Source organism: Streptomyces purpureus (assembly GCF_014648195.1).
GTDB lineage: Bacteria > Actinomycetota > Actinomycetes > Streptomycetales > Streptomycetaceae > Streptomyces > Streptomyces purpureus.
Genome location: NZ_BMQQ01000001.1, coordinates 637,228 through 664,064 on the forward strand (window position 1 = coordinate 637,228; position 26,837 = coordinate 664,064).

Below are 26,837 nucleotides of genomic sequence, written 5' to 3' on the forward strand. Positions count from 1 at the left end.
CGAAGAAGGGTCTGTCTCGATGACTGCCAACTCCTGGAACCCCGCCCAGCCCTGGCGCGGCGTCATGGTCGCCACCACGCTGCCGCTGCGCGAGGACCTGTCCGTCGACCACGACGCCTACGCCGAGCATGTGGCGTGGCTGATCGAGAACGGCTGCGACGGCGTCGTACCGAACGGCTCGCTCGGCGAGTACCAGACGCTGACCGACGAGGAGCGGGCCCGAGTCGTCCGTACCGCCGTCGACGCCGCGGGCGACGGAGCCCGCGTGATGCCCGGGGTGGCCGCCTACGGCAGCGCCGAGTCCCGGCGCTGGGCCGAGCAGGCCGCCGAGGCCGGCGCCGGCTCCGTGCTGCTGCTGCCGCCCAACGCCTACCGCGCCGACGAGCAGTCCGTACGCGCCCACTACGCCGAGGTCGCCAAGGCCGGGGTGCCCGTCGTCGCGTACAACAACCCCATCGACACCAAGGTCGACCTGACCCCCGCGCTCCTCGCCCAGCTTCATGGCGAGGGCAGCATCGTGGCCGTCAAGGAGTTCAGCGGCGACGTCCGCCGGGCCTACGAGATCGCCGAACTCGCCCCCGGGCTCGACCTGCTGATCGGCGCCGACGACGTCCTGCTCGAACTGGCGCTGGCCGGAGCGGTCGGCTGGATCGCCGGCTACCCCAACGCCCTGCCCACCACCTGCTCCGCCCTCTACCACGCGGCGGTCTCCGGGGACGTGGCCACGGCGCTGCCGCTCTACCGGTCCCTGCACTCGCTGCTGCGCTGGGACTCCAAGACCGAGTTCGTGCAGGCCATCAAGCTGTCCATGGACATCGCCGGACGCCACGGCGGCCCGGTCCGGCCGCCGCGCCGGCCGCTCGACGGCGCCGTCGAGGCCGCTGTGCGTGAGGCGACCGAGAAGGCCGTCGCCGAGGGCCACAAGTAGCCGCCACCCGAGGGGACACCGCCATGCGCACCCGTCACGTCTACCACGCCGTTGACTCGCACACCGAAGGAATGCCCACCCGGGTGATCACCGGGGGCGTCGGGACCATCCCCGGCGCCACGATGGCCGAGCGGCGCCTGCACTTCATCGAACACCTCGACCACATCCGCACCCTGCTGATGTACGAGCCCCGGGGTCACGCGGCGATGAGCGGCGCCATCCTCCAGCCGCCCACCCGGCCCGACGCCGACTACGGTGTCCTGTTCATCGAGGTCTCGGGCCTGCTGCCGATGTGCGGGCACGGCACCATCGGGGTGGCCACCGTGCTCGTCGAGACGGGCATGGTGCCGGTCACCGAACCGGTCACCACGGTCCGCCTCGACACCCCGGCCGGCCTCGTCTCCGTGGACGTACGGGTGGAGGACGGCGCGGCCACGTCGGTGACGCTCACCAACGTCCCCGCGTTCTGCGCCGGCCTGGACCTCGCCGTCGACGTTCCCGGCTACGGGACGGTGAGCTACGACCTCGCGTACGGCGGGAACTTCTACGCCTTCGTCCGCCTGGCCGATCTGAAGCTGCCCTTCGACCGCGCCCGCAAGGACGACCTGCTGTCCGCGGGCCTGGCCGTGATGGAAGCGATCAACGCCTCGCCCGACCGGCCGGTCCACCCGGAGCGGGCCGAGATCGCCGGGGTCAAGCACGTCTACCTCGAAGCCCCCGGCTCCGACGCCGTCCGTTCCCGGCACGCGATGGCCATCCACCCCGGCTGGTTCGACCGCTCGCCCTGCGGCACCGGCACCTCGGCCCGGATGGCGCAGCTGCACGCCCGCGGCGAACTCCCCCTCGACCGCGACTTCGTGAACGAGTCCTTCATCGGTACGCGGTTCACCGGGCGGCTCGTCGCCGAGACCGAGGTCGGCGGGCGCCCGGCCGTCGTCCCGGCCATCACCGGGCGGGCCTGGATCACCGGAACCGCCCAGTACTTCCTCGACCCCACCGATCCCTTCCCCGGAGGGTTCCTCCTGTGACCACGAGCCCGTCTCCCGTCATCTCCCGTAACCCGTCCGACCCGTCCGACATCGTCGTCCAGGTCCCCGCCCCCGGCGCCTTCGCCACCGCCGACACCGTGGAGCGGGCCCGCGCCGCCCAGCCGGAGTGGCTCTCCGGCGGCGCTTCCGCCCGCTCCACGGCGCTCGCCGCGGTCGCGGCCGCCATCGAGGCCGCGGCCGAGGAGCTGGCCGCGCTCGCCGTACGCGAAGTGGGCAAGCCGCTCACCGAGGCGCGCGCCGAGGTGGCCCGGACGGCGGCCATCTGGCGCTACTACGCCCAGGCCCCCTACGAACCCGTCGGCAGCGTCCACGAGACGGCCGCCGGCGCCGGGCTGCTGATGACCCGCCGCCGCCCCCACGGCGTGGCGGGACTGATCACCCCCTGGAACTTCCCCTTCGCCATCCCGAGCTGGAAGGCGGCACCGGCGCTCGCCGTCGGCAACGCGGTCGTCCTCAAGCCCGCGCCCGAGGCGACCGCCTGCGCCCAGCGCCTGGCCGAGATCGTCCAACGGGAGCTCCCGCCAGGGGTCTTCACCGTCCTGCCCGGGGGAGCGGCGGAGGGCGGCGCGCTGGTCGCCGCCGCCGATGTCGTCTCCTTCACCGGCTCGACGGTCGTGGGGCAGGCCGTCGTCCGCGCCGCGACGGCCCGGGGAGTCCCGGTCCAGGCCGAGATGGGCGGCCTGAACGCCGCGATCGTCCTGCCGGACGCCTGCATCGAGCAGGCGGCGGCCCATCTCGCCGCCGCCATCGCCGGCTACGCCGGGCAGAAGTGCACGGCCACCAGCCGGGTCATCGCGGTCGGCGTCGCCCTCGAGCCCCTGCGCGAAGCCCTGTCCGAGGCGCTACGCGCCGTGCCGGTCGGCGATCCGGCCGACCCGGCCACCGTCTGCGGACCGCTCATCAGCGAACACGCCCGCGACCAGGTCTGCGACGCCTGGCACGGCACGCCCGTGCTCACCGGCGGCACGCTCCCCGACCGGGCCGGCTGGTACGCGACGCCGACCCTGGTGGAGAAGGTGTCCGAAGGGCACCGGCTGCTGAGGGAGGAGGTCTTCGGGCCGGTCGCGGCACTGCTGCCCGCCGACGACCTCGCCCACGCGGTGCGCCTGACCAACGCGGTGCCGTACGGGCTCGTCACCTCGGTGCACACCACCGACCTGGACGCGGCCCTCACCGGCCTCGACCGGCTCGACACGGGAATGATCAGGGTCAACGCCCCCTCCACCGGTGTCGACTTCCATCTGCCGTTCGGCGGCGCCAAGGCATCCAGCCATGGCCCACGGGAACAGGGCCGCGCGGCCCTGGAGTTCTACACCGCCGGCCGGACCTACACCCTGTCACCTGCGAAAACAACGTGACATTGTACTCTGGTGATCTCGGCAGGCACGAAGGGAACACCATGGGGCACCTGAAGCAGCGCGATCTCAACGCCACCCGTGAGCGGCTGCGCGACCAGGTGGCCCATGCCCTGAGGGCCGCCCTCATCTCCGGCGAGCTGCGGCCGGGGGTGGTGTACTCGGCGCCGACGCTCGCCGAGGACTTCGGGATCTCGGCGACCCCCGTCCGTGAGGCCATGCTCGACCTCGCCCGCGAAGGTCTCGTCGAGCCCGTCCGCAACAAGGGCTTCCGGGTCACCGAGGTCGACGAGCGCGACCTCGACCAGTACACCGAGATCCGGGCCCTCATCGAGGTCCCCTCGGTCGGGCGGGTCGCCCGCAGCGCCACCCGCGACGAGCTGGAGGCGCTGCGCCCGGTCGCCGAGGAGATCGTGCGGGCCGCCCGCGACCACGACCTCATCGGCTACCTGGAGGCGGACCGCCGCTTCCACCTCTCGCTGCTGTCCCTCACCGGCAACGAACGGCTCGTCGAGACCGTCGGCGATCTGCGCAAGCGGTCCCGGCTGTACGGCCTGGCCGCGCTGGACGAGCGGGGCGAGCTGATCCCCTCGGCCGAGGAGCACCTGGAACTGCTCGACCTGATGCTGGCCGGCGACGCCAAGGGGGCGGAGAAGTGCATGGCCCGGCACCTGGGTCATGTCCGCTCGCTGTGGGCGAAGAGCGAGTCGAAGGGCTGACGGCGAAGGTCCGGCCCGCGGGGGTGGCCCCTTGACCCCGGCGGGCCACCCCTGAGGATCCGCGGGCAGCCCTTGGTCGCCTGTGCAATGTCACACTTCATCACGTGCCCATGGGCCGCGAAAGGGATTCATGAACCCCGCGTACGCCACCACCGACCATACCTTCACCGTCCCCCTCGACCACCAGGACCCCCAGGGTCCGGCCATCGAGGTCTTCGCCCGCGAGGTCGCCGACCCGGCCCGCGCCGGTGACGAACTGCCCTGGCTGCTGTTTCTGCAAGGCGGCCCGGGCGGCAAGTCGCCCCGCCCGTCGAGCGGTTCGCCCGGCTGGCTGAACCACGCGCTCAAGACGCACCGCGTCCTCCTCCTCGACCAGCGCGGCACCGGCCGCTCCACCCCGGTCACGGCCAGGGCCGCGGCCCGCTTCTCCTCCCCGGCCCGGCTCGCCGAGCACCTGAGCCACTTCCGGGCCGACGCCATCGTCGCCGACGCGGAACTGATACGCCGTCAACTCTGTGGCGAGCAACCCTGGGAGACCCTCGGTCAGAGTTACGGCGGCTTCATCACGCTGACCTATCTCTCCCAGGCCCCCGAAGGGCTGCGCGCCTGCTACGTCACCGGCGGGCTGCCCGGCCTCACCGCCACGGCCGACGACGTCTACGCCCGCACCTACCCCCGCGTACGGGACCGCGTCCTCGACTTCTACGCCCGCTACCCCGACGACGCCCCCCGTCTTCGCCGGATCGCCGACCTCCTCGCCGCCACCGACGTCCGCCTGCCCGACGGCGACCGCCTGACCCCCCACCGCCTGCGCTCGCTCGGCCTCGTACTCGGCATGGGCGACGGCTTCGAACGGCTCCACTGGCTGCTCGACGAAGCCCTCGACACCGAGGGCGGGTTGACCGCCACCTTCCTGCACCAGGTGATGACTCTGACCGGCTTCACCGACAACCCGCTCTTCGCCGTGGCGCAGGAGACGATCTACGGACAGGGCGCGGGCCCCACGGCCTGGGCGGCGGCCCGCGCCCAGGCCGGCTTCCCCGAGTTCGCCGAGGACGCCGACCCCCTCCTGCTGACCGGCGAGATGATCTACCCCTGGATGTTCCGCGAGATCAGAGGACTGCGCCCCTTCGCCGAGGCCGCCGACCTCCTCGCCGCACGCACCGACTGGCCGCCGCTGTACGACCCCCGCCGCCTCGCCGCCAACAAGATCCCGCTGGCCGCGATCGTCTACCACGACGACATGTACGTGGACGCCGGACTCTCCCTGAGCACTGTGCGCCAGGTCGGCGCCGCCAAGGCCTGGGTCACCAACGAATGGGAGCACGACGGCGTCTCCGCCTCCGGCGGCCGCGTCCTCGCCCGCCTGATGGACCTCGCGCGCGGCCGCGCGTAGCCGCCCACCCCGACCCCACCTCCACGCCCCGAGGGAGACACATGCCCAGACTGCCCCGCCGGACGCGGCCCTTCGCCGCCGCACTGACCCTTCTGATGGCCGGCACGGCCGCCGTCACCCCGGCCCACGCGGCCCCACCCCCTCACCCGGCCGGCTCCGGCGCCCCGGCCGCCGCCTGCGCCCTGCCGGGCGCGACCGGCTGGACCGACGAGGGGCACGACACCGACCCCGTCCAGTTCCAGCCGTCCACCGGCACCCGCCGGGTGCTCACACTGTTCGTCGACTTCGCCGACGCGCGGGCCACCGAACCCACCGACGCCTACGCGGCCCAACTCGCCCCCGCCGCCCGGTGGATGCGTACCGCCAGCTACGGACACCTGCGGCTGGACGTCACCCCGCTGCGCCGCTGGATCCGCATGCCCCAGACCTCCACCTCCTACGGCTTCGAACGCGGCCTCACCTTCGAGACCCACGAGCGGTACGTCCGCGACGCCATCACCGCGGCCGATCCCCATGTGGACTTCTCCGGCTACGACATGGTCTACGTCGTCCCCGCCAGGGAGGCGACCGCGATCCCCTTCTCGCCGACCTACCTCTACGACCCGAGCGGCCCCGGGGTCACCGCCGACGGCACCCGCCTGAAGTGGGCGGTCACCTTCGGCCAGGACATGTGGCGCTGGGGCCACAAGGTCGTCGCCCACGAGACCGGCCACACCTTCGGCCTGCCCGACCTGTACGCCTTCACCGGTGAGACCCACCGCTTCGCCGGTGGCTGGGACGTCATGGGCAACATCGCCGGCGCCGCCCCGCAGTTCCTCGGCTGGCACTCCTGGAAGCTCGGCTGGATCCGTGATCGCCAGGTCGCCTGCCTGCCGGCCGCCGGTGAGCGCACGGTACGGCTCAGCCCGGTCGAACGCCCCGGCGGCACCAAGATCGCGGTCATCCGCACCGGCCGCACCACCGCGTACGTCGCCGAGTCCCGCCGTGCCCGGGGCGTCGACGGGTCGGCCTGCTCGACCGGTGTCCTCATCTACCGGATCGACTCGGCCACCGCGACCGGCGAGGGCCCCGTCCGGATCATGAACGGCAACCCGGCCGCGACCCCGCCCACCGGCTGCACGCCCCTGGACATGGGCGCCTACACTCCCGGCCAGTCCTTCACCGATCCCGCGACCGGCACACGCATCGACGTCCTCGCGGGCGGCGCGGCGGGAGACGTGATCCGGCTCGGAGCCACTGGGGGCGATTGAGCGTACGAGCCGCGAGCCGTACGGCGTGCGCTGCCCGCCGGAAGGGGTGAAAGCCCGAGCGCCGGGTAGCCGCGCAGACGTATCGGGGACCGGCCCCGACCGAGGGCGGAGGCGGGACGGATGGGTGCGGAGACCATGAGCATCCGAGTCGGCGGGCGGACGGTGGAACTGAGCCGTCCGGACAAGGAATTGTTTCCCCAGGACGGCATCACCAAGGCCGACCTCGCCGACTACTACCGCCGCGTCGCCCGGCGCATGCTGCCCCACCTGCGACACCGACCGCTGATGCTCGAACGCCACCCGGACGGCATCGAGGGCCCGGCGTTCATGCAGAAGGAGGTCCCCGACCACTTCCCGGACTGGATCCACAGGGTCGAGCTGCCCAAGGAGGGCGGCACCGTCACGTACGCCCTCTGCGACGACACCGCCACCCTCCTGCACCTCGTGGGCCAGGCGTGCATCACCCCCCACCGCTTCCTCTCCACGGCCGACCGGGCCGACCACCCGGACCGGCTCGTCTTCGACCTCGATCCGCCGGGAGACGACTTCGACCTGGTCCGGCGGACAGCCCAGGCCCTGCGGGAGCTCCTGCACGACGAGCTGAGGCTGCCCTCCCTGCTCATGACGACCGGCTCCCGCGGCCTGCACGTCCTGGTGCCCCTCGACGGGAGGGAAGCGTTCGACGGCGTCCGGGCCTTCGCCCGCGACGTCGCCGAGCTGCTCGCCGCCCGCCACCCGGAAGAGCTCACCACCGCGCCCCGTAAACAGGCGCGCGGCGGCCGCCTCTACCTCGACGTCCAGCGCAACGCCTACGCCCAGACGGCCGTCACCCCCTACGCCGTACGCGCCCGCCCCGGCGCGCCCGTCGCCGCGCCGCTGGCCTGGGACGACATCGAAGATCCCGACCTGACCGCGCGGCGGTGGACCCTGTCCACCGTCGACCAGCTGCTCAAGGACAACCCCTGGCACGGCGCGCCCCGCGGCCGGTCCCTCGACCCCGCCCGCCGGCGCCTCGCCGCCCTGACGAGCGGCGGCTGACAGCCCCCTCACGCCGAGTGCCCCGGGCCCGCATGGGACCGGCCAGGAGGGGCACCTGCCGGGATAGACCCGGATGGACCGCGGGCCCGGTGGACCTGGCGGGCCCCACGGGATCTCCACGCGGCGCGGAGGGAGGAAGACCGTGGTGCTGATGGCAGCCGACGTGATCGGGGCTCCCTGCTGGCTGAGCCTCACGGCACGCGACCGGCTACAGGCGGAGCGCTTCTACGGTGCGGTGCTCGGTTGGTCGTTCCGGCAAGGCAGCTTCGGACGGGCCTTCTCGGTGGCGGAGGTGGACGGTGTGCCGGTGGCCGGGATCGGGGCCCTGGCCGGGGAACTCGCCGTACCGGTGGCGTGGACGCCGTACTTCGCCGTAGACGACGCGGACACGGCGGTCTCGCGGGTACGCGAGCGGGGAGGCACCGTCGGGGTGGGGCCCGTCTCCTTCCCGCCGGGCGGCCGGGCCGCTCTGGTGGCCGACCGGGAGGGGGCCACGTTCGGGGTGTGGGACGGCGGCGTCCTGGCCGAGTGGAGCGTCGGCGAGCGGTCGCCCGCCTGGCTGGAGCTCCACACGGTGAACGCCTTCGACGCGGCGATCTTCTACGGCGAAGTACTGGAGTGGGGCAAGGGGGGCGAGACCGAGGGCGCCTGTGACGTCTCCTTCGAGGAGGACCGCGTCGTGCTCCGCCACCACGGAACGCCCGTGGCCCGGCTGAACAGCGGTCCCGTGGAGGAGGCGGCCCCCAATCCGCAGCTGCGGCCCCGCTGGCTCGTCCACTTCAAGGTCCCGGACCTCGACGCGGCGGTCGCGGTCGCGCTGGAGAACGGAGGCAGCACGGCCGACGGCCCGGAAGAGGGCGGCGGACCCTACGTGACGATCCGGGATCCGGACGGCGGCCTGTTCACCCTGGACACCGGGTGACGGGTTCCGGAGCCGGCACCGGACCGGGCAGCGGCCCCGGCTGAGGCCGCGGCTCGGGGCCGGGGGCCGGCGGCGGCTCCGGATCGGGCTCCGGCTGCGGGGGTGCGGGGGGCGCCGGGTCCGGCCCAGGAGCCGGGACCGGCCCGGGCAGCGGCCCGGGGTCCGGTGCGGGCCCCGGCGCCGGAGTGGGGTTGGGAGGCGCCGGATCGTCCGGAGGAGTGCCCATGGCGGCCGTCCTTCCCTAGTCGTTCACCCGGCTGCTTTCACCAGGTCGCTGTCGCCGGGTCTCGTTCTACGAGTCTCATCGAGTCTCGTTCAACGGGTCTCGTGCGGCAGGTCGAGTCCGCGCCTACCCGCATTGCGCAGGATCACCCCGTATCCCGCATCCCGGCCGCCGCCGGTCGCCGGGATGCGGCGGGAATCGGACATCCACCGCCGTTCCGCCCCGGCAAGGTCCGCTCCCGCGCCCACACTTGGTGTGCTGTGCACAGCGACGCCAGCGATCCCGCCGAGAAAGGCCCTCGCATTGCAGCCGGACGTCACATCGGAGCAGGAGCCCGACGCCCCGGACCAGGCACCCCCGCCCACCTCCCGCTCCGGCGGACGGGCCACGCTGCGGGGCGACCTGCGGGCCGCGCTGCCCGAAGCCGGTGCCGCGGTGGGGGTCACCGTCGCGGTGTTTCTCCTCCTCTACGCCCGTATGCGCTCGGGCACGTCCGCGACGGTCGCGGTGATGCCCTTCATGGCCGACCCGGACACCTTCTGGATGTACCTCCTCAGCCAGGCGTTCGGCTGGTCCGGCCTGCTGTGGGCATGGGGGACCGTCATGCTCGGGCTGCTGCGCTCGGGCCCCGGGGCCGGTCGGCCACGGATCCCGCGGAGTGTGCTGGAGCGCTGGCACCGCACCTCCAGCCTGACCACCATGGCCCTGATGGCCGCGCACGCGCTGATGTTCGCGGCGGAGCTCGTGCGCTACGACGCGGGCACGGCCTGGCTGCCCCGGCTGTGGGGGCGTTCGCGGACAGTTTCGTCCCCGGCTGGTACGACTCGGGAACCGGCCGACTGGCCATCCCGATCGGCCTGGGCGCGCTGTATCTCGCCGTTCCCCTGGGCCTGCTCTTCTACGTCCGGCACCGCATCGGCGCGAACACCTGGCGCCGGCTGCACCGGTTCGTGATCGTCGTCTATGTGCTGAGTGTGTGGCACACCCTGCTGTACGGCACCAACGTCTGGTACGACGGCTGGCCGCGTACCGCGCTGTGGCTGTTGCAGGTGCCCGTGGCCGTCCTGCTCCTGGTCCGGTTGCTGCGGCCCGCCCGGCGGGCCGAGCGACTGGACCGGCCCGCGGCCACGGTGTCCCGGCCAGGCCTGGTCGTACGGGCTGCGGGCCGGATCGCCGCGGCCGCCGTGGTCGTCGGGCTGCTGGCCGTGGTCGTGTCCGGCCACGACGGCGGCCGGCCCCGGCCTGCGGAGCCGCCCGCGACGGCTCCGCACGACCACGAGCCGGAGTGATCCGACCAGGCAGCGATCGGGTCAGGCGGTGATCGGGTCAGGCCAGGGCGGGCCGCGCGGCTTCGTCGGGGAGGAAGGTCACCTGGGGCGCTCCCGTGCGCGCGTGGACGGTGACCTCGGCCGTCACGCCGTACACGTCGTTCAGCAGCGCGGGCGTGAGCACCTCGGCGGGCGGGCCCGCGGCGACGACCTCCCCGTCACACAGGACGTAGAGCCGGTCGCAGTAGTGGGCGGCGAGGTTCAGGTCGTGCAGGGCGACCAGGACCGTGGCCGGCATCCGGCGCAGGATGCCCAGGACGTCCAACTGGTGCCGGATGTCGAGGTGGTTGGTCGGCTCGTCGAGGACCAGGAGTGCGGGCCGCTGGGCCAGGGCGCGCGCGATGAGCACGCGTTGGCGTTCGCCGCCCGAGAGGCGGTCGAAGGGGCGGTCGGCCAGCTCGGCCGCGTCCACCGACGTCAGGGCGGACTCGATGAGGAGGCGGTCCTCGGCGGTGTCGCCGTCGAGCAGCCGCTTGTGCGGGGTGCGGCCCATCGCGACGACCTCGCGCACGGTCAGGTCGAAGTCGGCGCCCGCCTCCTGGACCACGGCGGCCACGGTGCGGGCGAGGTGGCGTACAGGCATCGACCAGGCGTCGGCGCCGTCCACCCGTACCTGCCCGGCCTCGGGGCGCAGGACGCGGTAGACGGCGCGCAGCAGACTCGACTTGCCGCTGCCGTTGGGGCCGACGAGGCCGATCATCTCTCCGGGCCGCGCGGTGAGGGAGACGTCCCGTACGAGCCGGTGCGCGCCGGCGGTGAGCGTGACGCCCTCGACGGCGAGTTCGGTGCCGGTCATGCCACTCCTCGGTCGGTCTTGCGGCGGGCGTCCCGGCGCATGAGCCACAGGAAGAACGGCCCGCCGCACAGCGCGGTGAGCACGCCCACCGGGATCTCCATCGGCGCGGCGACCGTACGGGCCGCGATGTCGGCCCAGATCAGGAACACCGCTCCGCCGAGCGCGGCCGTCGGCAGCACCCGGCGGTGGTCGCCGCCGACGAAGAGGCGCACGATGTGCGGGAGCATCAGGCCGACGAACCCGATGGGACCGGCCGCGGCCACCAGGACGCCGGTGACCAGCGACAGCAGGACGAAGGTCCGGGCCCGGAAGCGGGCCACGTCGAGCCCCATGGTCGTGGCCGCCTCCTCACCGGCGACGAGCAGGTTCAGCGAGCGGGCCTGGACCAGCAGGACGCCGATGCCCAGCGCGAGCGCCGCGCCCGGCAGCCATAGCGTGGCCCACTGGACGCCGCCGAGCCCGCCGAGCGTCCAGGCGAGAACCGCCCGGGCCTCGTTGCCGCGGTCGCTGGTCAGCAGCAGGACGTCCATGACGGCGGTGAGGACGGAGGCGAACGCCACCCCCGAGAGCACCAGACGCACCGACGTGATCCGGCCACCGGACCGGGCCGTGGTGTACACCAGCAGCAGGGTCAGCAGGGCGCCCGCGAAGGCGGCGACCGACAGCGACAGTGGACCGAAGAGGCTCACGCCGAAGACGATCACCGCCACGGCGCCCAGGGAGGCCCCCGAGGAGACGCCGAGGAGGTACGGCTCCGCGAGCGGATTGCGCACCAGCGCCTGCATGGCGGTCCCCACCACCGCGAGCCCGGCGCCCGTCACCGCTCCCAGCAGCACCCGTGGCGCGCGCACGTCGAGCACGATCGTCTCGCGCGCCCGGGACCAGGTGGGTTCCGACCAGTCGCCGCCGAGCGCGTGGGTCACGATGCCCCACACCTCGCCCGGCGGCACCCGCACCGAGCCGACGGCCATGCCCGCCGTCATGGAGGCCACGAGCAGGACCGCGAGGACCACCAGCGTCAGCGCGAACGTCCGCGCGCGTGGCTGTTCGGGCGGGGCCGTGGGCCGTCGGGCGGTGGGGGTGGCTGTCGCCGGGGCGGTCACCGGAACCGCTCGGGGTGCAGGCCGCGTGCCAGGTCCTCGACCGCGTACGGCGGGCGGACGCCGACCAGGGTCGCGGTGAGCGGCAGCACCACGAAGCGCTTGTTCTTCACCGCGGGCACGTCGGCGAGGGCCGGCTGGGAGAGCAGGAACTTCTTCTTCTGCTCCACGCTTCCCGCGCCCGCGTAGTCGTAGATGGCGATGACCTCCGGCTTGCGCGCCACGACCTGTTCCCAGGAGACGTCTCCGAAGACGTCGTCGAGGTCGGCGAAGACGTTGGCGCCGCCGGCGAGCCTGATGATCTCGGTGCCCAGGCTCTTGCCGCCCGCGGTGAACGCCGACTTGTCGCCGCTGTCGTACACGAACACGGGGACGGCGGGCGCGCCCTTCACCGCCTCGGTCGTCTTCGCGATGCGTCCCTGGAGGTCCGCGACGAGCCGGTCGGCGCGCTCCGGCACGCCGAACACCGTGCCGATGGTGCGGATCTCGGCGTACGTGTCCTGCATGGACACCTGCTTCTTGCCGCAGTACTCGCGGTTGAGGTACGTGTCGATGCCGGCGTCGGCGAACGCCTTGCGGGAGCGGCCCTCGTTGTCGGCGAACGCGCTCTTGTAGCCGCCGTACACGAAGTCCGGTTCGGCGTCGAGTACGGCTTCGAAGGAGGGTTCCTTCTTCGCCAGTTCGGGGATGGCCGCGAAGTCCTTCCGGAAGGCGGGCAGGACGGCCGAGTCGGGGAACGCCGTGCCGACCATCCGGCCCTTGAGGCCGAGCGCCAGCATCAGTTCGGCGGGGTGCTGGTGGATGGTCACCACCTTGGCGGGAGGCTTTTCGTACGTGGTGCGGGTGCCGCAGTTCTCGACGGTGACCGGGAATCCCTTCGCCGGGGCCGCGGCGGACTTCGAGCCGGCCTGGTCGGAGGTGGTTCCACAGCCGGTGAGCAGCGTCGCGGAGAGGGTGACCGCCACGGCCGCGGCGCGCGCTCCCCGGCGGCGCGGGCGGGAAGAAGGCGTGCGGGGCTTACGGAAAAAGGGCATGCGGGGCGTGCTGGGGTGCAAGAAAGCCTCCTGGGGAGTCCGCGCTCCTCGGACCGGGCCCGCGACAGGCCAGTGTCCTGACTCCCGGATCGACGTGTCCCCAGGCCTCCCGCGGTGCGCGGTGGCGTGTCGAAGGGTGCACTCCCCGGTCACAGTGGCGGGACCGTGCCGGAATCGCACCGGCTTCCTGTCTCCCGTCGCGGTGATGACCAGGTGATACTACGGTTCCGCCCCGGTGGCGCAAAGGGCGCACGGCCTCGGCCGTGCGCCCCTGGAAGCGGGTGGCCCTACCTCGGGCGGGCGGCGCGAAGGATCAGCCGCTCGGCGTCCTGGTCGTACGGGCGGCCGTCGAACCCGCCGAAGACCTCGACGTCCACGAACCCGGCCTCCAGCGCCATCCGCCGCAGTTCCACCGCGCTGTAGACGAACCACACCAGGCTCGCCCGCGTGACGCGCTCGCCCCGGACCAGCACCCAGTCACTGCGCAGCCGGGCCCAGTCGTCCAGGACCGTGTCGGTCTGCACGAGCAGGTCGTCCCCCCGCTGGACGACCTTCGGCGGTACGACCTTGCGGGCCAGCAGCTCCTTGCCCGCCACGTCCAGGAGCATCGTGCCGCCCGGTACCAGGCTGGTGCGCATCTGACGCAGCACGCGCGCGTTGTCGGCGGGATCCTCGAAGTAGCCGAACGACGTGAACATGTTGAGGACGGCGTCGAAGGCGCCGGGATCGGCGTACTCCAGCACGTCTGCCTGTACGTACCGCGGACCGACCCCCGCCTCCGCGGCCAGCTTCCGTGCCCGGTCCAGCATCGCCCCGCTGCGGTCCACCCCGGTCACCTCGCAGCCGCGGCGGGCCAGCGGCACGGTGAACACCCCCGGACCGCAGCACAGGTCCAGCACCCGGGCCCCGGCGGGGAAGGACAGCAGGGGAGAGGTGTCGAGCAGCTCCTCGGCCTGGGAGTACCGCTGCTCGGAGAAGAGGAAGTCGTGGAATTCGGTCCAGAAGTCATCGTCCTGGAATCCGCCGGTGTGCGTCATCGGGCGTCGTCCCTTTCGTCTTGTCGTCGTGGCCGCCGGGCGCCGCGATCGCCGGGCGCCGCAGCATGAGCAGCAGTGGGGGCAGGAGCAGGCACTGCGCGGCGGCCAGCAGCCAGAACCATCCGGTGTCTCCGGCGCGTTCGCCCACGCCGTACAGCTGTCCGCCGACGACCCCGCTGGCGCAGGCGCCCAGCCCGGCGGCCAGCCGCTGCTGGCCGAAGACCACGGCGTCGGACCGGGGGCCGCGGCGCAGCGCCTCCAGGTCGTTCTTCAGGAACAGCACGACGTCGCCGAGCGTGATGAGCGCGCCGCCGGCCAGCAGGGCCGGCCTGGTACCGATCGCCAGCACCGCGAGCCCGCCGGCGAGCGCCGTGAACCCGACCGCCAGGGCCAGGGCGTACGGCGCCCGCCGGATCAGGCCGGACGCGGGCGGCTGGACGACGATGACCAGCACGAAGCAGACGAGCAGGACCACGCTGTAGAACTCGCTGGAGGCGCGCTCCACGGCGTACACGGCGAGATAGTGCTGGAAGTGGAAGTACAGGTAGAACGCCAGCGCGTTGGCGGCGAAGGGCAGGACCGCGATCCCGGAGAGCAGCCCGGAGGGCCCGGTCCCTGCGTCCCGCGGCACGTCTCCGGCCGCGGGAAGCCGGGCGTGGCCCACGGCGACCACCGCGAACAGCGCGGTGACGGCGACGAACAGCGGGCCGGGGGAGGAGAGCACGAACGGCCCGGCGATCAGCGGACCGACCGCCATGCCCGCGTTCAGCGCCGCGTTGCCCGCGGACAGGAAGGCCGGTCGCCGTACCTCGTCCACCCCGTGTACGAGGTACGCCTTGTTGGCGGGGAGGTAGAGCGCGGCGCCGCAGCAGGTCAGGATCAGCGCCCCCACCGCGAGCGGCGGCCAGCGCAGCGCCGCGACCAGGCCGACGAACCCCGCCGTGCGGATCACCAGCGCCCACACCATGATCCGCCGCAGCCCGAACCGGTCGGCGAGCGCCCCTCCGACGACACCCCCCGAGAACTGCACCAGGGAGGCCAGCGCCAGCACGACCCCGACCGACCCCAGCCCCATGCCGAGCCGTTCGTGCAGGAACACCGACATGAACGGCAGCACCATGAAGCTGCCGAGCGGGATGAGGAACGAGCTGAGCAGCAGGAACCGCAGCGGGCCGGTCAGCGTGCCCAGCGCGCCGCGCAACGTGACCGCCCCGGAGGACTGTTCAGCCACCGGCTGTCCGCTCCGACAGCCGGTGGGCTCCTCGCTGCTGCGGGAAGGGCTCCGTGACCACCCGTACGGCGTTGGCGGCGGCCACCGCGCAGTGCGTGGCCAGCTCGGCCGTCTCGCCCTCCGCGTAGACGATGCCCGCGTAACCCCGGCTGTCGTCCAGGTGCTCGACGAGGTCGCCGATCCGCTTGATCGGGTACCACGCGGGGGAGCCGGGCATGCCCGTCAGCCGGTCGAGCCCGCCGACCCCGGTGAACACCCCGGGCCGGTCCGGGTAACCGAGCACGAACGCCACGGCCGGCCCTCCTGGCAGCTCCGCGTCCATGAGTCGGGGCCTGCGGCCGAGGGCCGCCTCCACCATCGCCTCGTACACGTTGACGCCCAGGGCCCGGCACATGCCCTCGCCGACGAGCGCGCCCCCGATCCGCGGGTTGATCTCCACCAGCTCGGGGCCGGACGCGGTGAGGGCGAACTCCACATGGGCGAAGCGGTCGGTGTAGCCCACGACGGCCAGGAGCTCGTCGAGCCACCGCTCGAGCGACGCCCGGCGCGGCTCGGGGAACGCGACGGGGAACGCCGTGATCTCCTCACGGAACCGCGGCTCGGGCGACATCAGCCGGCTGGAGACGCCGAGCAGCCGCGTCCGCCCCGCCCAGGTCAGGGTCTCGGCGCTGTAGACCGGGCCGGAGAAGTGCGGCTCGGCGAACAGCCTGCCCTTCAGCGGACGCCCGGCGGCCTGCCGCAGGGCCCCGGCCAGCTCCTCCTCGTCCCGGACGAGCCAGACGTTCTGGCTGCCCGTGCCCGCGCTGTCCTTGAGGATCGCCGGCAACCCCACCTCCGCGCGGACGAGCGCCGCCAGGTGAGCGCCGTCGGCGGACACGGCGCGCGCCCGGGTCAGCCCCTTCTCGTACAGCCGGTCGCGCACGGCGGCCTTGTCCCGGGTCAGCCGCAGGACGGCCGGGTCCAGGCCGGGCAGGCCGAACCGCTCGGTCAGCTCGGCGCCGACGAGGGTCCAGGTGTCGGTGGAGCTGATCAGACCGTGCAGCTCCGGCGTACGGGACAGCTGGTCCGCCACCTGCTCCGGGTCGAAGGTGTCGGTCTCCACCACGTCGAGGGCGTCACCGGGAAGCCGTGACAGCTCGTAGGAGTACCAGGACGGATCGCCGGTCAGCAGCCGCAGCCGTTCACCGTGCGCCTCGGCGGCGCGCACCAGGTGCCCAAGGCCGAAGGTGAGCGATTCCAGGCAGACCAGGGTCATGCCGCCGATTCCTTCCACTGTGCCGGGCAGGGGGTCCGGTTCCACGCCATCGTCGACCAGGGCATCCGCATCTGGTCGATGGAGGTCACCTCGACCGGTTTCAGCGCCGCCGGGTCCGGGGCCTGCGCGTGCCGGGCGTGGACGCGTTCGACATAGCGGTGACCGGTGTCCGCGCCGATCACCAGATGGAGCTGGTCGGGGTGGCGGCGCGCCTCGTACAGGGCGGCCAGGTAAGCGGCGCCGGTGGACAGACCGGCGAAGACGGCATGGTCGCGCAGCAGGCCGACCGTGCCCGCCATGGCGTGGGTGAAGTCCGTCCAGTGCAGGGCGTCGTAGAGATGGTGGCGTACGTTGTCGAAGACGATCGACGAACCGATCCCGGCGATGATCGCCTCCGGGTCGTGGTGGTCCTGGCTGCCGAAGGTGACGCTGCCGAACGGCTGGACGCCGACCAGCCGGACGGACGGGTCGCGGCGGCGCAGGTGCTCCACGAGTCCGCCGGTCGACGCCCCGGAGCCGACGCCGCCGACCACGGTGAGCGGGCACGGAGGCCGCCACGAGGTCCGCCACCTCGCGGTAGCCGAGGTAGTGGATGTCGTCGTGGTACTGGCGCATCCAGTGGGCGTCGGGCCGCTCGGCGAGGAACTCACCGACGCGCCGCACCCGTAACTCCTGGTCCAGCCTGAGGTTCTCCGACGGCCTGACCTGTTCGACCGTGGCGCCGAGGATCTCCAGCTGGGCGAGCGTGGTGGCGTCCACGGTGGTGGACGCCACGATGTGGCAGCGCATGCCGTAGCGGTGGCAGGCCAGCGCCAGGGCGTAGGCGTAGATGCCGCTGGAGCTGTCCACGAGGGTCTGCCCCGGCCGGACGGTGCCCCGTTCGAGCAGATGGCGGACGGCGGCGAGCGCCGAATAGATCTTCATCGACTCGAACCGGAGCAGCACGGTCGAGTCGGTCAGTCGGACCAGGTCGGGGGTCTTCAGGGCGTCGGCGATGTGGGGGTGGATCACCCATAGCCTCCTTGGGCGAAAGAGCACTGGTGGCCGAGCGAGTGGAAGAACGCGGACAGTTCGTCCTTGGCGGAGGGGGCGGGCCGGCCGGTGAAGAGGTAACCGATCAGGGAACCGGTGTGGGCGACGAAGACCCCGTCGGCGTCGAACTCCTCGCGGTGCGCGAGCACGGCGTCGAAGCTCCGCTTCGGCAGGGCCTCCTGGGACAGCACGGCGCTGGTGGTCGCCGCCCGGGCCACCGCGGCGGGGTCGGCGGCGGAGAAGCCCTTGAGCAGATCGGTCAGGCACCGCCCGTACTCCTCCGCGCGCCGCCGGTAGTGCCGCAGCAGGACGGGGGTCACGGCGGCCGTGTCCACGGTCCCGGGCTCCGCGACGAACGCCGTGTGGAAGCCGACGGCGGTGCCCAGGCGTCGTACGACCCGGTGCCGGCCGCTCAGGTGGAGCGCGAACTCGTCGAGGAAGACGCTGTCGGCACGTTCGATCGCGGCCAGGACGGCGATGACCGTGTCGACGTCGTACGGCACACCGAAGACCCGGAAGAGGCAGCGCAGCGTGGCGACGATGTCGGCCGTCGAACTTGCCATGCCCACCCCGACACGCAGGTCGCTGTGGACGCTCCAGCGACCGGGGGGCAGCGTCAGCCCGAAGCGGTCCAGGAAGAGGCGGACGGCTGTCGCCGCCTTCTCCCCGAGCGGCGACGGGTCCGGCGGCCGCGCGCCGGGGGTGAAGTACACCCAGGAGTGCCGGTCCACGGGGAACGACACCAGGGCGATGTCCACAGCGCCGCCGGCCCGCAGCGGTCCCTGGTAGAGCTCGCCCAGGGTGCCGTGGCAGACACCGGAGAAGACCTGGGCAGGGGCCCGTCCCGCGAGCGTCAGCATCGAACGCCGTGCGGCGGCCGCACATGGACGGGCCGACGGTCCGCGCCGCCGCCTGGCGCCGTGATCACGTGCATGTCCTCCCTCGCCGTCCCGGCCCCGAGGGTGCCCGGACAGCGAGGTGACGGCCACGCGCCCACGCGTGCCGATCCGCCCGCACCGCCGACCCAGCCCTCGAGGTCACCGTGAACAGCACGCGCGCTCCGCACGTGCGCAGTTGGCAGGTCTTCGGACTCGTGGGCGCGTCCACCGGATTTCCGGCGCACATCTACCGGCCGTCGCTTCCCGGGCCCCCGGATGGAGCCCAGTGCCTCTGACGGCGTTCGTTCCCACTCACCGCTGCGGGACAGTCCCGGAATCGCACCGGGTTCCCTCTTACGACGCGCCACCGGACCCGGCGGCACGAACCGACTGCGTCCATCAGCGTAGATGCGGCTCTTCACGCCACGACAGAGCGCCTTTCGCGATTGTCCGATTGTGGTCGGTGGACAGGGGTGGGCCACGGGTCAGTGATGGTGGCCCGGGCCGGTGCCGGGCAGGGTGCGCGGGGTGTGGTCCTCGGTGCCGGGCGGGACTATCACGAACTGGCCCATCAAGCCCTTGTCCTGGTCCCGGGTCGTCGCCGGCGGCGAGGAACTCCTCTCGCCCGGGCTCACCCGACGGCTCATCGCCCGGACGACCCAGCCCGCCGCCGCGAACGGCGACGTGTTCGCGCAGCTCACCACACGGGAGCGCGAGGTCGTCGCGCTCGCCGCCCAGGGGCTCAGCAACGACGAGATCACCGCCCGGCCGGTCATCAGCCCGGCCACGGCCAAGACCCACATCAGCCGCGCCCTGACCATACTGGGCGCCCGCGACCGGGCCCAACTCGTCGCCCTGGCCTACCGCCACGGTCTCGTCGAGCCCGGCTGACCCCGAGAAGAGACATGCCCGTGATCACTTGGCGCCGGATCGGCGAAGGAGACTTCCCCCTCCTCGGCAGATGGCTCGCCCAGCCGCACGTCGCACGCTGGTGGAACCACGACACGTCCCCCGAAGGCGTCGACCGCGACTTCGGCCCCGCCGCCCGCGGCCAGGAGCCGTCCGAGGACCTGCTCGTCATGCTCGACGGCGAACCGATCGGCCTCGTACAACGCTGCCGCCTCACCGACTACCCCGAGTACCTCGCGGAGTTGGCCGCCGAGGTCGACGTACCCGACGGAGCCGTCACCCTCGACTACCTCATCGGCGATCCGCGCCTGACCGGCCGGGGACTCGGCGCCCGCATGATCCGGGCCGTGGTCGCGGCCACCTGGACCGACCACCTGGACGCCACCGCCGTCATCGTCCCCGTGCACGCCGCCAACCGCGCGTCCTGGCGCGTCCTGGAGAAAGCGGGCCTGCGCCGCGTCGCCGAGGCCTCGCTGGAACCGGACAACCCCGTCGACGACCGCGCCCACTACATCTACCGGGCGGACCGCCCGACCCCCGCACGGTGACCCGGGACCGGTCGGTCACCCATTCGGATTCGGCCTGTCCGCGTGTGCGCGGCGGGGGGGCCGAGGGTGCGTTCTACGGTGGGCCGATGCGAGCTGTTCCCAGGTGGGCCCTGGTGTCGTCGGGGTGTGCCCCTCTCCTGCTGGCCGGAGGATGGACGGTCGCGGCGGTGCTTGAGGGGCCCACTTACGATCCGGCCACTCAGACGATCAGCGTCCTGGCGGCGTACGGGGCCGCCGGGTTCTGGGTGATGACCGGGGCGCTGCTCGGTCTTGGCGCCTGCCATCTGCTGACCGCCCTGGGGCTGCGGCCGGCCGCGCTCGCCGGACGGCTCGCGCTGGGCGGGGGCGGGCTCGCGGCGCTGGGAGTGGTGCTGGTTCCGGCGCCGAGCAGCGGGGGTTCGCTGCGCCACGGGTCGGTCGCGGCGGTCGGGTTCACCCTGCTGGCGGTGTGGCCGGTGCTGGCGGCCGTCCGCGGCGACGCCGCACCATGGGCGCTTCGGCCCGCGCCCTCTCTCATGGCGACGGCCGCGATGGCGCTCGGCGCGGGCTGGTTCGTGTGGGAGATGCAGGGGCAAGGCGCCCCCGGCGTCGCCGAACGCCTGGTGACCTGCATGCAGTCGCTGTGGCCCTTCCTGGTCGTCGCCTCCTGCCTCAGACACCCCGGCAACGGCAGATCCCCGGCCTGACGACCCCCACCGCGCCGGTCACAACCAGCCGCAGCGCTGGGCCTGCAGAGCCATCTGGAAGCGGCTCGCGGCGCCTAGCTGGGCCATCAGTATCTGCACACGGCGAAAGAGCGTCCGGCGGCTGATGCCCATCTCACGGGCGATGACGTCGTCGCTCGCCCCGCCCGCGAGCAGCCACAGCAGGCGGCGGTCGGCGGGGGACAGGCCGCCCGGGCGAGTGGTGCGGCCGTGGAACGGCAGGGCGTTCTGCCAGGACTGCTCGAACAGCGCCACGAGCGCGGAGAGCAGACCGCACGGCTGCACGACCAGCATCGTGTTGTGCACGTCGGCCTCCTTGATCGACAACGACACCAGTGCATACGCCTCGTCGATGATCACCAGCTTGACCGGCACCGACGGCAGCACCCTGGCCTGTTCCCCGGCCTTGATGCACGGCTCGATGACGTCCTTCAGATGCCCGGGATGCTCCAGGGACGCCCGCGAGTACACGACGCGCTGCGTCACCCCGCGGGCCAGCGTGGCCAGCGCGTCGTCGGTGGCCCCGGGCAGGGGGAAGTAGGGCGGGGACTCGAACTGCCGGATCTGCTCGCGGGCGCTCGCCCAGGCATGACGGATCCGGGGACCGATGGCGTCACCGGTGACCACCTCCACGAGATTGCCGTTGTACGCCGCCAGCCGCTGGCGCCGGAACGACTCGAACGCGCCCCCGACGGTGATCCGCGACTCTTCCACCTCGGCCGCCCGGTGCCGGGCGAGGATCTCCAGGCCCGCCGCGGGCGGAACCGGAGCCACCACGTCCGCGCCCTCCTCGGCCGCGCTGGCCAGCCCGGCGTCGACCAGCGCGGTGTACCCCGCGGCGAGTTCCGCGTCGTCCAGACCGGCCGCGGCGCCGATCGCGCTCAGCGGCGCGGGCGCCTGTTCCAGCAGCCCCAGATAGACCTTGCTCGCCGCCTGGCCGATGCCCAGAAGCCGAAGGGCCTCACCGAGTTTCTCGTTCGTCACAGCCCGCATTATGGACGGCCGCGGCGGGCCCTCCGCGGTCGCTGTGGCCGATCTGTGCCAGTGGCACTTCTGGGCACCCGGTGCGCGCGGTGCGGGATACCGTCCGGGAGCCGCCGGCCCCCGCCGGTGGCGAGTCCGGCTTGTGGAACCCACCCAGAAGAAGGTGTACGACGTGGCGAAAGGCCGAAAGAACGGTCTCTACTCCTCCATCTCCGAAGAGCTCTCCGCCCTGATGCGGACCGGCTGGGCGGACACCGAGCGGCGCGACCTGCGGCTCGACGAGCAGGCCCCGTACGCGGCCCGCCGCCGCGCCGCGCTCTCGGAGCGCTTCCCCGGCGAACGCCTCGTGATCCCCTCGGGGGGTCTCAAGGTCCGGTCCAACGACGACCTCTACCCCTTCCGGCCGTACTCCGGCTATGTGCACATGACCGGGGACAAGGCCCGCGACGGCGCGCTCGTCCTCGAACCCCGCGCCGACGGCGGCCACGACGCCTACTGCTACCAGCTGCCGCGCGACAGCAGGGACAACGACGAATTCTGGACCGGCGCCACGGCGGAGCTGTGGACCGGCCGGCGCCGCTCCCTCGCCGAGTCCGAGCTCGTCCTCGGCCTGCCCTGCCGCGACGTCCGCACGGCGGTCCAGGACCTGGCCGCCTCCTCCGGCGCGCCGACCCGGATCGTCCGGGGCATCGCCCCCGCCCTCGAAGCCGCCGTCACCACCGACGAGGAGCGCGACGCCGAACTCGAAGAGGCGCTCGGCGACCTCCGCCTCGTCAAGGACGACTGGGAGGTGGCCGAACTCCGCAAGGCCGTCGACTCCACCGTGCGCGGATTCACGGACGTGATCGAGGAGCTCTCCCGGGCGATCGCGTCGTCCGAGCGGTGGATCGAGGGCACGTTCTTCCGCCGCGCACGGCTTGAGGGCAACGCGGTCGGCTACGGCTCGATCTGCGCCGCAGGCGACCACGCCACGATCATGCACTGGACCGACAACGACGGCCCCGTGCGCCCCGGCGACCTGCTCCTGCTCGACGCCGGGGTGGAGACGCACACCCTCTACACCGCCGACGTCACCCGCACCCTCCCCATCAGCGGCACCTTCACGCCGCTGCAGCGCGAGATATACGACGCGGTGTACGAGGCCCAGGAGGCCGGCATGGCCGCCGTCAAGCCGGGCGCCGCCTACCGCGACTTCCACGAGGCGGCGCAGCGCCACCTCGCGGCCCGGCTCGTCGAGTGGGGCTTCATCGAAGGCCCGGCCGACCGCGCGTACGAGCTCGGCCTCCAGCGCCGCTTCACCATGGCCGGCACCGGCCACATGCTCGGCCTGGACGTCCACGACTGTGCGGCGGCGCGGAACGAGGAGTACGTCGACGGCGTGCTGGAGCCGGGCATGGTGCTCACCGTCGAGCCCGGCCTGTACTTCCAGCCGGACGACCTCACCGTGCCCGAGGAGTGGCGCGGCATCGGCGTCCGGATCGAGGACGACCTGCTCGTCACCGAGGACGGCCACGAGAACCTGTCGGCGGGCCTGCCGAGGTCCGCCGACGACGTCGAGGCGTGGATGGCCCGCCTCGCGGGCTGAGCCCGCCGAGCTCCAGGCCCGGACGGGCCGTGAGGTTCAGCCGTCGACCGCTTTGACGCCCGTGAGGTCGAAGCGGTCGGCGATCTCGTACAGCGAGGCGACGCGCGCCGTGCCGTTCGCCGCCGTCTGCTTCTCGGGCCGGGCCGGGCGGAGGAAGCCGACGCGCTGGCGCTCGTACCGCTCGACGGTCAGGGTGCGCAGACCGTGCGAGTGAGCCTCGCCCACCGCGTAGTCCGTCCACAGCAGGAAGGGGTGGGACTGCTCGGGCGGCAGATCGGCCTCACCACCCGGCAGGTCGCCTTCGGCCCGCAGGTCGACGTCGAAGCCGGGCATCCGCGTCGTCCACCGGTCGCCGTCACCGGCCGGTGGGGCCAGCAGCTTGTGGAAGCCGAGCAGGTACCCGCGGATCAGGGAGTACTCGTGGTCGACGTAGGTGACCACGGGGAAGAGATGGCTGCGCTCTCCCACCCTGACGGGGATCTTCACCAGGGTCTCGCTGAAGTCGATGGTGTGGTCCCCGGACACCGTGGAACGGACGTGGGAGCGCGTCACCAGGAAGCGTCGCGTCACGAGCCGGGCGGCGATCCGCTCCGGCAGCCCGGGCTGAGCCAGGGGCCGGAAGTCGATGGGGTCCTCGCTCTCGAGGACGGCCGTACGGGACGTACAGGAAAAGGAGTTGGGCAGGCGAAGGGTCATGGGGGGCTCTTCTCGGGATCTCTCAGGCGGAGGGCCGTGCCGCCATCGCGGACTGTGCGAAAGGCAGGCCCTGGTTTTCGAGGAACGCGCGGTCACGAACCGCGTGAAACGTTTCTTCGGGGTCGTGGGTCCCGGACCTCCGGGCGAGGAACTCCCGCGAGGAGGGCAGCAGGGTCAGCCGGTGCGTCACGGCGACCGCGCGGAGGGCACGCAGGCACACCTCGGCCCGCGGCTCCCCGTGCTCGGGCCCGAGCAGCTCGGCCTCCCGTCCGGGGGCCGCGGCTCCCACCAGCCGACGGGCGGCGAGGGCGGCCTTGGCGAGGTTCTCCCCCGGGCGGGTCGCGCCCGCCTTGGCGAGGTAGTACGTCACCGGCTGGGCCAGCCACGGCAGGAGCTCGTCGCCCCCGCCGGCCACGTCGGCGCGGGAGTCCAGCTGTTCCTGCAGGCCGAGCGGGTCGCAGAGGAAGGGCCGGGTGCGCATGCTGGTGACGTAGCCGGCGTGCCTGGCGCGGAGGAAGTTCTCCCGAAGGGTGATCGCCGCGGTGCAGGTGACGGCGTAGTGGTCGGCCAGGTCCCGCAGGACCGGTTCCAGCTGCTTGCGCGCGAGGGTGACGTCGTCGGCGGAGTCGACGACGGGTATCAGGTCGAGGTCCGAGAGGACCCGGCCGCCGGCGATCCGGGCGTCCCCGCGCGAGAGGGAACCCGAGAGCGCCACGGAGGCCGCGGTCACGTCGGCGAAGGCCCCCGCCAGATACGCCGGCAGGCTCGCGATGTCCGATGCCTTCATCGGCGCACCACCCCGGTCACGGCCGTGTAGTCGGCGTCGCCGCCGTAGACGGACGCTGCCTGCGCGAAGGACCGGTGGACCAGGTCGAGGAGCTCGTGGGAGGGGCCGAGGACCTCCTGGGCGTATCCCAGATCCTTGATCATGTGGCGTAGTGCGAAGTCCGGGTCGTCGAAGCGCTCCTCGACCATGCGGTCGAGCTTGCTGGCGCAGACGAGGGACATCCAGCCGTCGCCGGTGATGATGTCGCCCGCCACGTCGAAGTCGTCGCCGAGCACCTGCCTGAGGGTGGGCACGAACGCGGTGAGGGAGTGCAGCAGCGCCGCGCCCCAGGCGTTGTAGACGAGCTTGAAGCGGGTGGGATGGCCCGCCGTCCGAAGACGTACCGCCGGCTCGTGAACGACCCCAGCACCTGGTCCACCCGGGGGTCGTCCGCGCTGCTGTGGAGGAACGCCGACAGCGTGCCGCTGCCCGCACCGGGACGGCTGCCCGTGACGGGACACTCCACGGAGACCGCGCCCAGGCTCCCCACGTAACGATGCCAGGCGTCGATCCACCCGGGACTGAGCGTGGACAGCTCGACGCAGACCGCCCGGCGCCCGGTGAGCGCCGCGGTCGTGCCCGGCGACGTCCAGAACTCCCGGCTGCGCGCGTCGTCCTCGAAACACCCGATCACGACGTCGGGCCGGCACGACGAGATGTCCTCTTCCCCGACGAGCCGGACCTCGGGGTGCGGAGAGGCGTCGAGATGACGGCTGTGGAGGAGGACCGACATCTCGCCGCTCTTGAGGAGGTGGGGGAGGATGCCGCGGGTCATGACGCCGTAGCCGGCCACCAGGACCTTGGTCATGTGTGTCATCGCTTTCCGGACTGGAGGAGGTCGGCACCGCGGACGAGCGCGGAGAGGGCGCGGTGCAGCACCCCCTCGGGGAGGGCGAAGTTGAGCCGGAGGTGACCCGGCGCCGAGAACTCCGTCCCGTCGGACATGGCGAGCCCCGCGTGCTCGCGGAAGAAGGCGGCGGGTTCGTCGACGCCCAGCCGGCGGCAGTCCAGCCAGGCCAGGTACGTCGCCTCGGCGGGGTAGGGGAGGACCTGCGGCAGTCGCTCCGCGAGGGTCTCTCCCACCAGCGCGTTGTTGCGGGCGAGCCGGTCGCGCACGGTCGTGAGCCACTGCTGTGATTCCGGCTCGTCGTACGCGGCGCACAGCGCGGCCACCCCCAGCCGGGAGACGGAGCGCAGGTAGAAGTCGGCGATGCCCTGCCACAGACGGAGGTCCGCCGGGGCCGAGAAGATCAGCTGAGCGCACTTGAGGCCGGCGGTGTTCCACCCCTTGGAGGCGGAGGTGGCCGTGATGGTGTGCCCGGCCGCGATCTCACCGAGCCCCGCGTAGGGCAGGTGCGGAGCATCGGTGAGGGTCAGCGGCGCGTGGACCTCGTCGCTGAAGACCCGCGCGCCGTACGCGTCCACGAGCGCGACCAGGTCGGAGAGCTCCTCCGCGGAGAAGACCCGGCCCGTCGGGTTGTGCGGATTGCACAGGACCACCATCCGCGCGCCCCGGCTCAGGGCCGCCTCGATGCCCGCCAGGTCCATGCGGTGGCCCGTCTCGCCGATCAGCCCGGGAACCTCCGCCACCTGGTGGCCGAAGAGCCGCGGCACGGTCAGGAAGGGCGTGTACGCGGGCGTGGGGACGACGATCGTGCTGGCCTGCGGGAGGAAGTGACGGAGCACGGCGCCGAAGCCGGTCACTATGTCGCTGACGAACCCGATGGATTCGGGGCGTACGGTCCAGCCGTAGGTGTCGCCCATCCGGCGGACGACGGATTCGCGGGCCCGGCCGATGCTGACGGGGTCGTTGTAGCCGAGGGTCCCGGCTCCCATCTCCCGTTCCAGAGCGGTGTGGATCGGCCGGGCCACGGCGTAGGCCATTTCGGCCACCCACGCGCCGATGGCGCTCGGATACTTGGCGGACAACAGCGGCTGCGGACCGTCCGTCGACGGCAGTCCGCCGGAGAGGGCCGCCAGGTCGAGGGGCGGTGGGTGGTCGAGGCTCATGTCA

The 26,837-nt window shown here is 72.8% G+C and carries 24 protein-coding genes, 4 pseudogenes and 2 riboswitches; of the genes and pseudogenes, 14 read left to right on the top strand and 14 right to left on the bottom strand.

The features are described 5' to 3' along the window. Positions 1-19 precede the first annotated feature (19 nt). From IEZ01_RS02875 to IEZ01_RS02915, 9 genes and pseudogenes are all read left to right on the top strand, one after another. Positions 20-928, top strand: a complete 909-nt coding sequence (locus tag IEZ01_RS02875) for a dihydrodipicolinate synthase family protein (RefSeq protein WP_019891274.1) — start codon at positions 20-22, stop codon at positions 926-928. Positions 929-951: 23 nt separating this feature from the next. Continuing rightward, positions 952-1,956, top strand: a complete 1,005-nt coding sequence (locus tag IEZ01_RS02880) for a proline racemase family protein (protein WP_019891275.1) — start codon at positions 952-954, stop codon at positions 1,954-1,956. Then, positions 1,953-3,335 carry an aldehyde dehydrogenase family protein gene (locus IEZ01_RS02885; protein ID WP_019891276.1) on the top strand — a complete coding sequence of 461 codons (1,383 nt, stop codon included), beginning with the start codon at positions 1,953-1,955 and terminating at the stop codon, positions 3,333-3,335. Before IEZ01_RS02880 ends, IEZ01_RS02885 begins: the two co-directional genes overlap by 4 nt. A gap of 41 nt (positions 3,336-3,376) precedes the next feature. Continuing rightward, the gene (locus tag IEZ01_RS02890) at positions 3,377-4,051 is read left to right on the top strand and encodes a GntR family transcriptional regulator (RefSeq protein WP_019891277.1); all 675 of its coding nucleotides are present in this window, start codon (positions 3,377-3,379) and stop codon (positions 4,049-4,051) included. Between the two features lie 130 nt (positions 4,052-4,181). Further along, complete coding sequence (locus tag IEZ01_RS02895) at positions 4,182-5,447, top strand: alpha/beta fold hydrolase (protein WP_019891278.1); 1,266 nt, start codon at positions 4,182-4,184, stop codon at positions 5,445-5,447. 41 nt (positions 5,448-5,488) lie between these two features. Continuing rightward, positions 5,489-6,697 carry a M6 family metalloprotease domain-containing protein gene (locus tag IEZ01_RS02900; RefSeq protein WP_189199643.1) on the top strand — a complete coding sequence of 403 codons (1,209 nt, stop codon included), beginning with the start codon at positions 5,489-5,491 and terminating at the stop codon, positions 6,695-6,697. Positions 6,698-6,832: 135 nt separating this feature from the next. After that, on the top strand, positions 6,833-7,735 hold the full coding sequence (gene ligD / locus IEZ01_RS02905; protein ID WP_229832618.1) for a non-homologous end-joining DNA ligase: 903 nt from the start codon (positions 6,833-6,835) through the stop codon (positions 7,733-7,735). Positions 7,736-7,886: 151 nt separating this feature from the next. Further along, a complete protein-coding gene (locus IEZ01_RS02910) occupies positions 7,887-8,657 on the top strand; it encodes a VOC family protein (RefSeq protein ID WP_052185850.1) in 771 nt (256 codons plus the stop codon). Between the two features lie 526 nt (positions 8,658-9,183). After that, positions 9,184-10,169, top strand: a pseudogene (locus IEZ01_RS02915) (ferric reductase-like transmembrane domain-containing protein). Between the two features lie 37 nt (positions 10,170-10,206). Here the strand turns inward: IEZ01_RS02915 and IEZ01_RS02920 are convergent. The 8 genes and pseudogenes from IEZ01_RS02920 to IEZ01_RS02955 all read right to left on the bottom strand — a co-directional run bounded on the left by IEZ01_RS02920 (position 10,207) and on the right by IEZ01_RS02955 (position 18,553). Beyond that, positions 10,207-11,004 carry an ABC transporter ATP-binding protein gene (locus tag IEZ01_RS02920; RefSeq protein WP_019891285.1) on the bottom strand — a complete coding sequence of 266 codons (798 nt, stop codon included), beginning with the start codon at positions 11,002-11,004 and terminating at the stop codon, positions 10,207-10,209. Then, positions 11,001-12,107 carry a FecCD family ABC transporter permease gene (locus IEZ01_RS02925; protein WP_189199647.1) on the bottom strand — a complete coding sequence of 369 codons (1,107 nt, stop codon included), beginning with the start codon at positions 12,105-12,107 and terminating at the stop codon, positions 11,001-11,003. Before IEZ01_RS02925 ends, IEZ01_RS02920 begins: the two co-directional genes overlap by 4 nt. Then, positions 12,104-13,159: an ABC transporter substrate-binding protein gene (locus IEZ01_RS02930; RefSeq protein ID WP_373287551.1), complete on the bottom strand. Its 1,056-nt coding sequence runs from the start codon at positions 13,157-13,159 to the stop codon at positions 12,104-12,106. The genes IEZ01_RS02925 and IEZ01_RS02930 overlap by 4 nt, the downstream gene beginning before the upstream one ends. A gap of 29 nt (positions 13,160-13,188) precedes the next feature. After that, a riboswitch (cobalamin riboswitch) is annotated at positions 13,189-13,367 on the bottom strand. 58 nt (positions 13,368-13,425) lie between these two features. Next, positions 13,426-14,175, bottom strand: a complete 750-nt coding sequence (locus tag IEZ01_RS02935) for a class I SAM-dependent methyltransferase (protein WP_019891288.1) — start codon at positions 14,173-14,175, stop codon at positions 13,426-13,428. Beyond that, entirely contained in the window at positions 14,144-15,406 is a 1,263-nt protein-coding gene (locus IEZ01_RS02940) for an MFS transporter (RefSeq protein WP_019891289.1), read from the bottom strand. The genes IEZ01_RS02935 and IEZ01_RS02940 overlap by 32 nt, the downstream gene beginning before the upstream one ends. Beyond that, positions 15,399-16,661 carry an ATP-grasp domain-containing protein gene (locus IEZ01_RS02945; protein ID WP_189199651.1) on the bottom strand — a complete coding sequence of 421 codons (1,263 nt, stop codon included), beginning with the start codon at positions 16,659-16,661 and terminating at the stop codon, positions 15,399-15,401. The genes IEZ01_RS02940 and IEZ01_RS02945 overlap by 8 nt, the downstream gene beginning before the upstream one ends. Beyond that, positions 16,658-17,672 (bottom strand): annotated as a pseudogene (locus tag IEZ01_RS02950) (cysteine synthase family protein). The gene IEZ01_RS02945 and the pseudogene IEZ01_RS02950 overlap by 4 nt, the downstream one beginning before the upstream one ends. Beyond that, positions 17,669-18,553, bottom strand: coding sequence for a GHMP family kinase ATP-binding protein (locus tag IEZ01_RS02955; RefSeq protein ID WP_189199653.1), 885 nt, complete (start codon positions 18,551-18,553; stop codon positions 17,669-17,671). Before IEZ01_RS02955 ends, IEZ01_RS02950 begins: the two are co-directional and overlap by 4 nt. Before the next feature lie 199 nt (positions 18,554-18,752). Continuing rightward, a riboswitch (cobalamin riboswitch) is annotated at positions 18,753-18,977 on the bottom strand. A gap of 185 nt (positions 18,978-19,162) precedes the next feature. Between IEZ01_RS02955 and IEZ01_RS02960 the strand changes: the two are divergent. The 3 genes and pseudogenes from IEZ01_RS02960 to IEZ01_RS02970 all read left to right on the top strand — a co-directional run. Continuing rightward, positions 19,163-19,462, top strand: a pseudogene (locus tag IEZ01_RS02960) (helix-turn-helix domain-containing protein); the annotation flags it as partial. Positions 19,463-19,482: 20 nt separating this feature from the next. Further along, entirely contained in the window at positions 19,483-20,028 is a 546-nt protein-coding gene (locus tag IEZ01_RS02965) for a GNAT family N-acetyltransferase (RefSeq protein ID WP_189199848.1), read from the top strand. Positions 20,029-20,114: 86 nt separating this feature from the next. Continuing rightward, complete coding sequence (locus IEZ01_RS02970; RefSeq protein ID WP_028798247.1) at positions 20,115-20,714, top strand: DUF998 domain-containing protein; 600 nt, start codon at positions 20,115-20,117, stop codon at positions 20,712-20,714. 18 nt (positions 20,715-20,732) lie between these two features. Here IEZ01_RS02970 and IEZ01_RS02975 read toward each other — a convergent pair whose 3' ends face one another. Then, positions 20,733-21,725, bottom strand: a complete 993-nt coding sequence (locus IEZ01_RS02975; RefSeq protein ID WP_040875239.1) for a helix-turn-helix domain-containing protein — start codon at positions 21,723-21,725, stop codon at positions 20,733-20,735. Between the two features lie 163 nt (positions 21,726-21,888). On the opposite strand from IEZ01_RS02975, the gene IEZ01_RS02980 reads away from it, so the two are divergent. After that, positions 21,889-23,301: an aminopeptidase P family protein gene (locus tag IEZ01_RS02980; protein ID WP_028798248.1), complete on the top strand. Its 1,413-nt coding sequence runs from the start codon at positions 21,889-21,891 to the stop codon at positions 23,299-23,301. Positions 23,302-23,337: 36 nt separating this feature from the next. Here the strand turns inward: IEZ01_RS02980 and IEZ01_RS02985 are convergent, their stop codons facing one another. From IEZ01_RS02985 to IEZ01_RS02995, 3 genes are read right to left on the bottom strand one after another with little or no spacing between them, the layout of a single operon-like run. After that, positions 23,338-23,997: a hypothetical protein gene (locus IEZ01_RS02985; RefSeq protein ID WP_189199655.1), complete on the bottom strand. Its 660-nt coding sequence runs from the start codon at positions 23,995-23,997 to the stop codon at positions 23,338-23,340. 22 nt (positions 23,998-24,019) lie between these two features. Next, positions 24,020-24,784, bottom strand: a complete 765-nt coding sequence (locus tag IEZ01_RS02990; protein ID WP_189199657.1) for a hypothetical protein — start codon at positions 24,782-24,784, stop codon at positions 24,020-24,022. After that, entirely contained in the window at positions 24,781-25,077 is a 297-nt protein-coding gene (locus IEZ01_RS02995) for an NAD-binding protein (protein WP_229832620.1), read from the bottom strand. Before IEZ01_RS02995 ends, IEZ01_RS02990 begins: the two co-directional genes overlap by 4 nt. A gap of 99 nt (positions 25,078-25,176) precedes the next feature. On the opposite strand from IEZ01_RS02995, the gene IEZ01_RS34620 reads away from it, so the two are divergent. Then, entirely contained in the window at positions 25,177-25,317 is a 141-nt protein-coding gene (locus IEZ01_RS34620) for a hypothetical protein (RefSeq protein ID WP_229832622.1), read from the top strand. Here IEZ01_RS34620 and IEZ01_RS35965 read toward each other — a convergent pair. Beyond that, positions 25,272-25,640 (bottom strand): annotated as a pseudogene (locus tag IEZ01_RS35965) (NAD(P)-binding domain-containing protein); the annotation flags it as partial. The gene IEZ01_RS34620 and the pseudogene IEZ01_RS35965 sit on opposite strands and share 46 nt — an antisense overlap. After that, on the bottom strand, positions 25,637-26,833 hold the full coding sequence (locus IEZ01_RS03005; RefSeq protein ID WP_189199663.1) for a MalY/PatB family protein: 1,197 nt from the start codon (positions 26,831-26,833) through the stop codon (positions 25,637-25,639). The gene IEZ01_RS03005 and the pseudogene IEZ01_RS35965, both read right to left, overlap by 4 nt. Between the last annotated feature and the right edge of the window lie 4 nt (positions 26,834-26,837).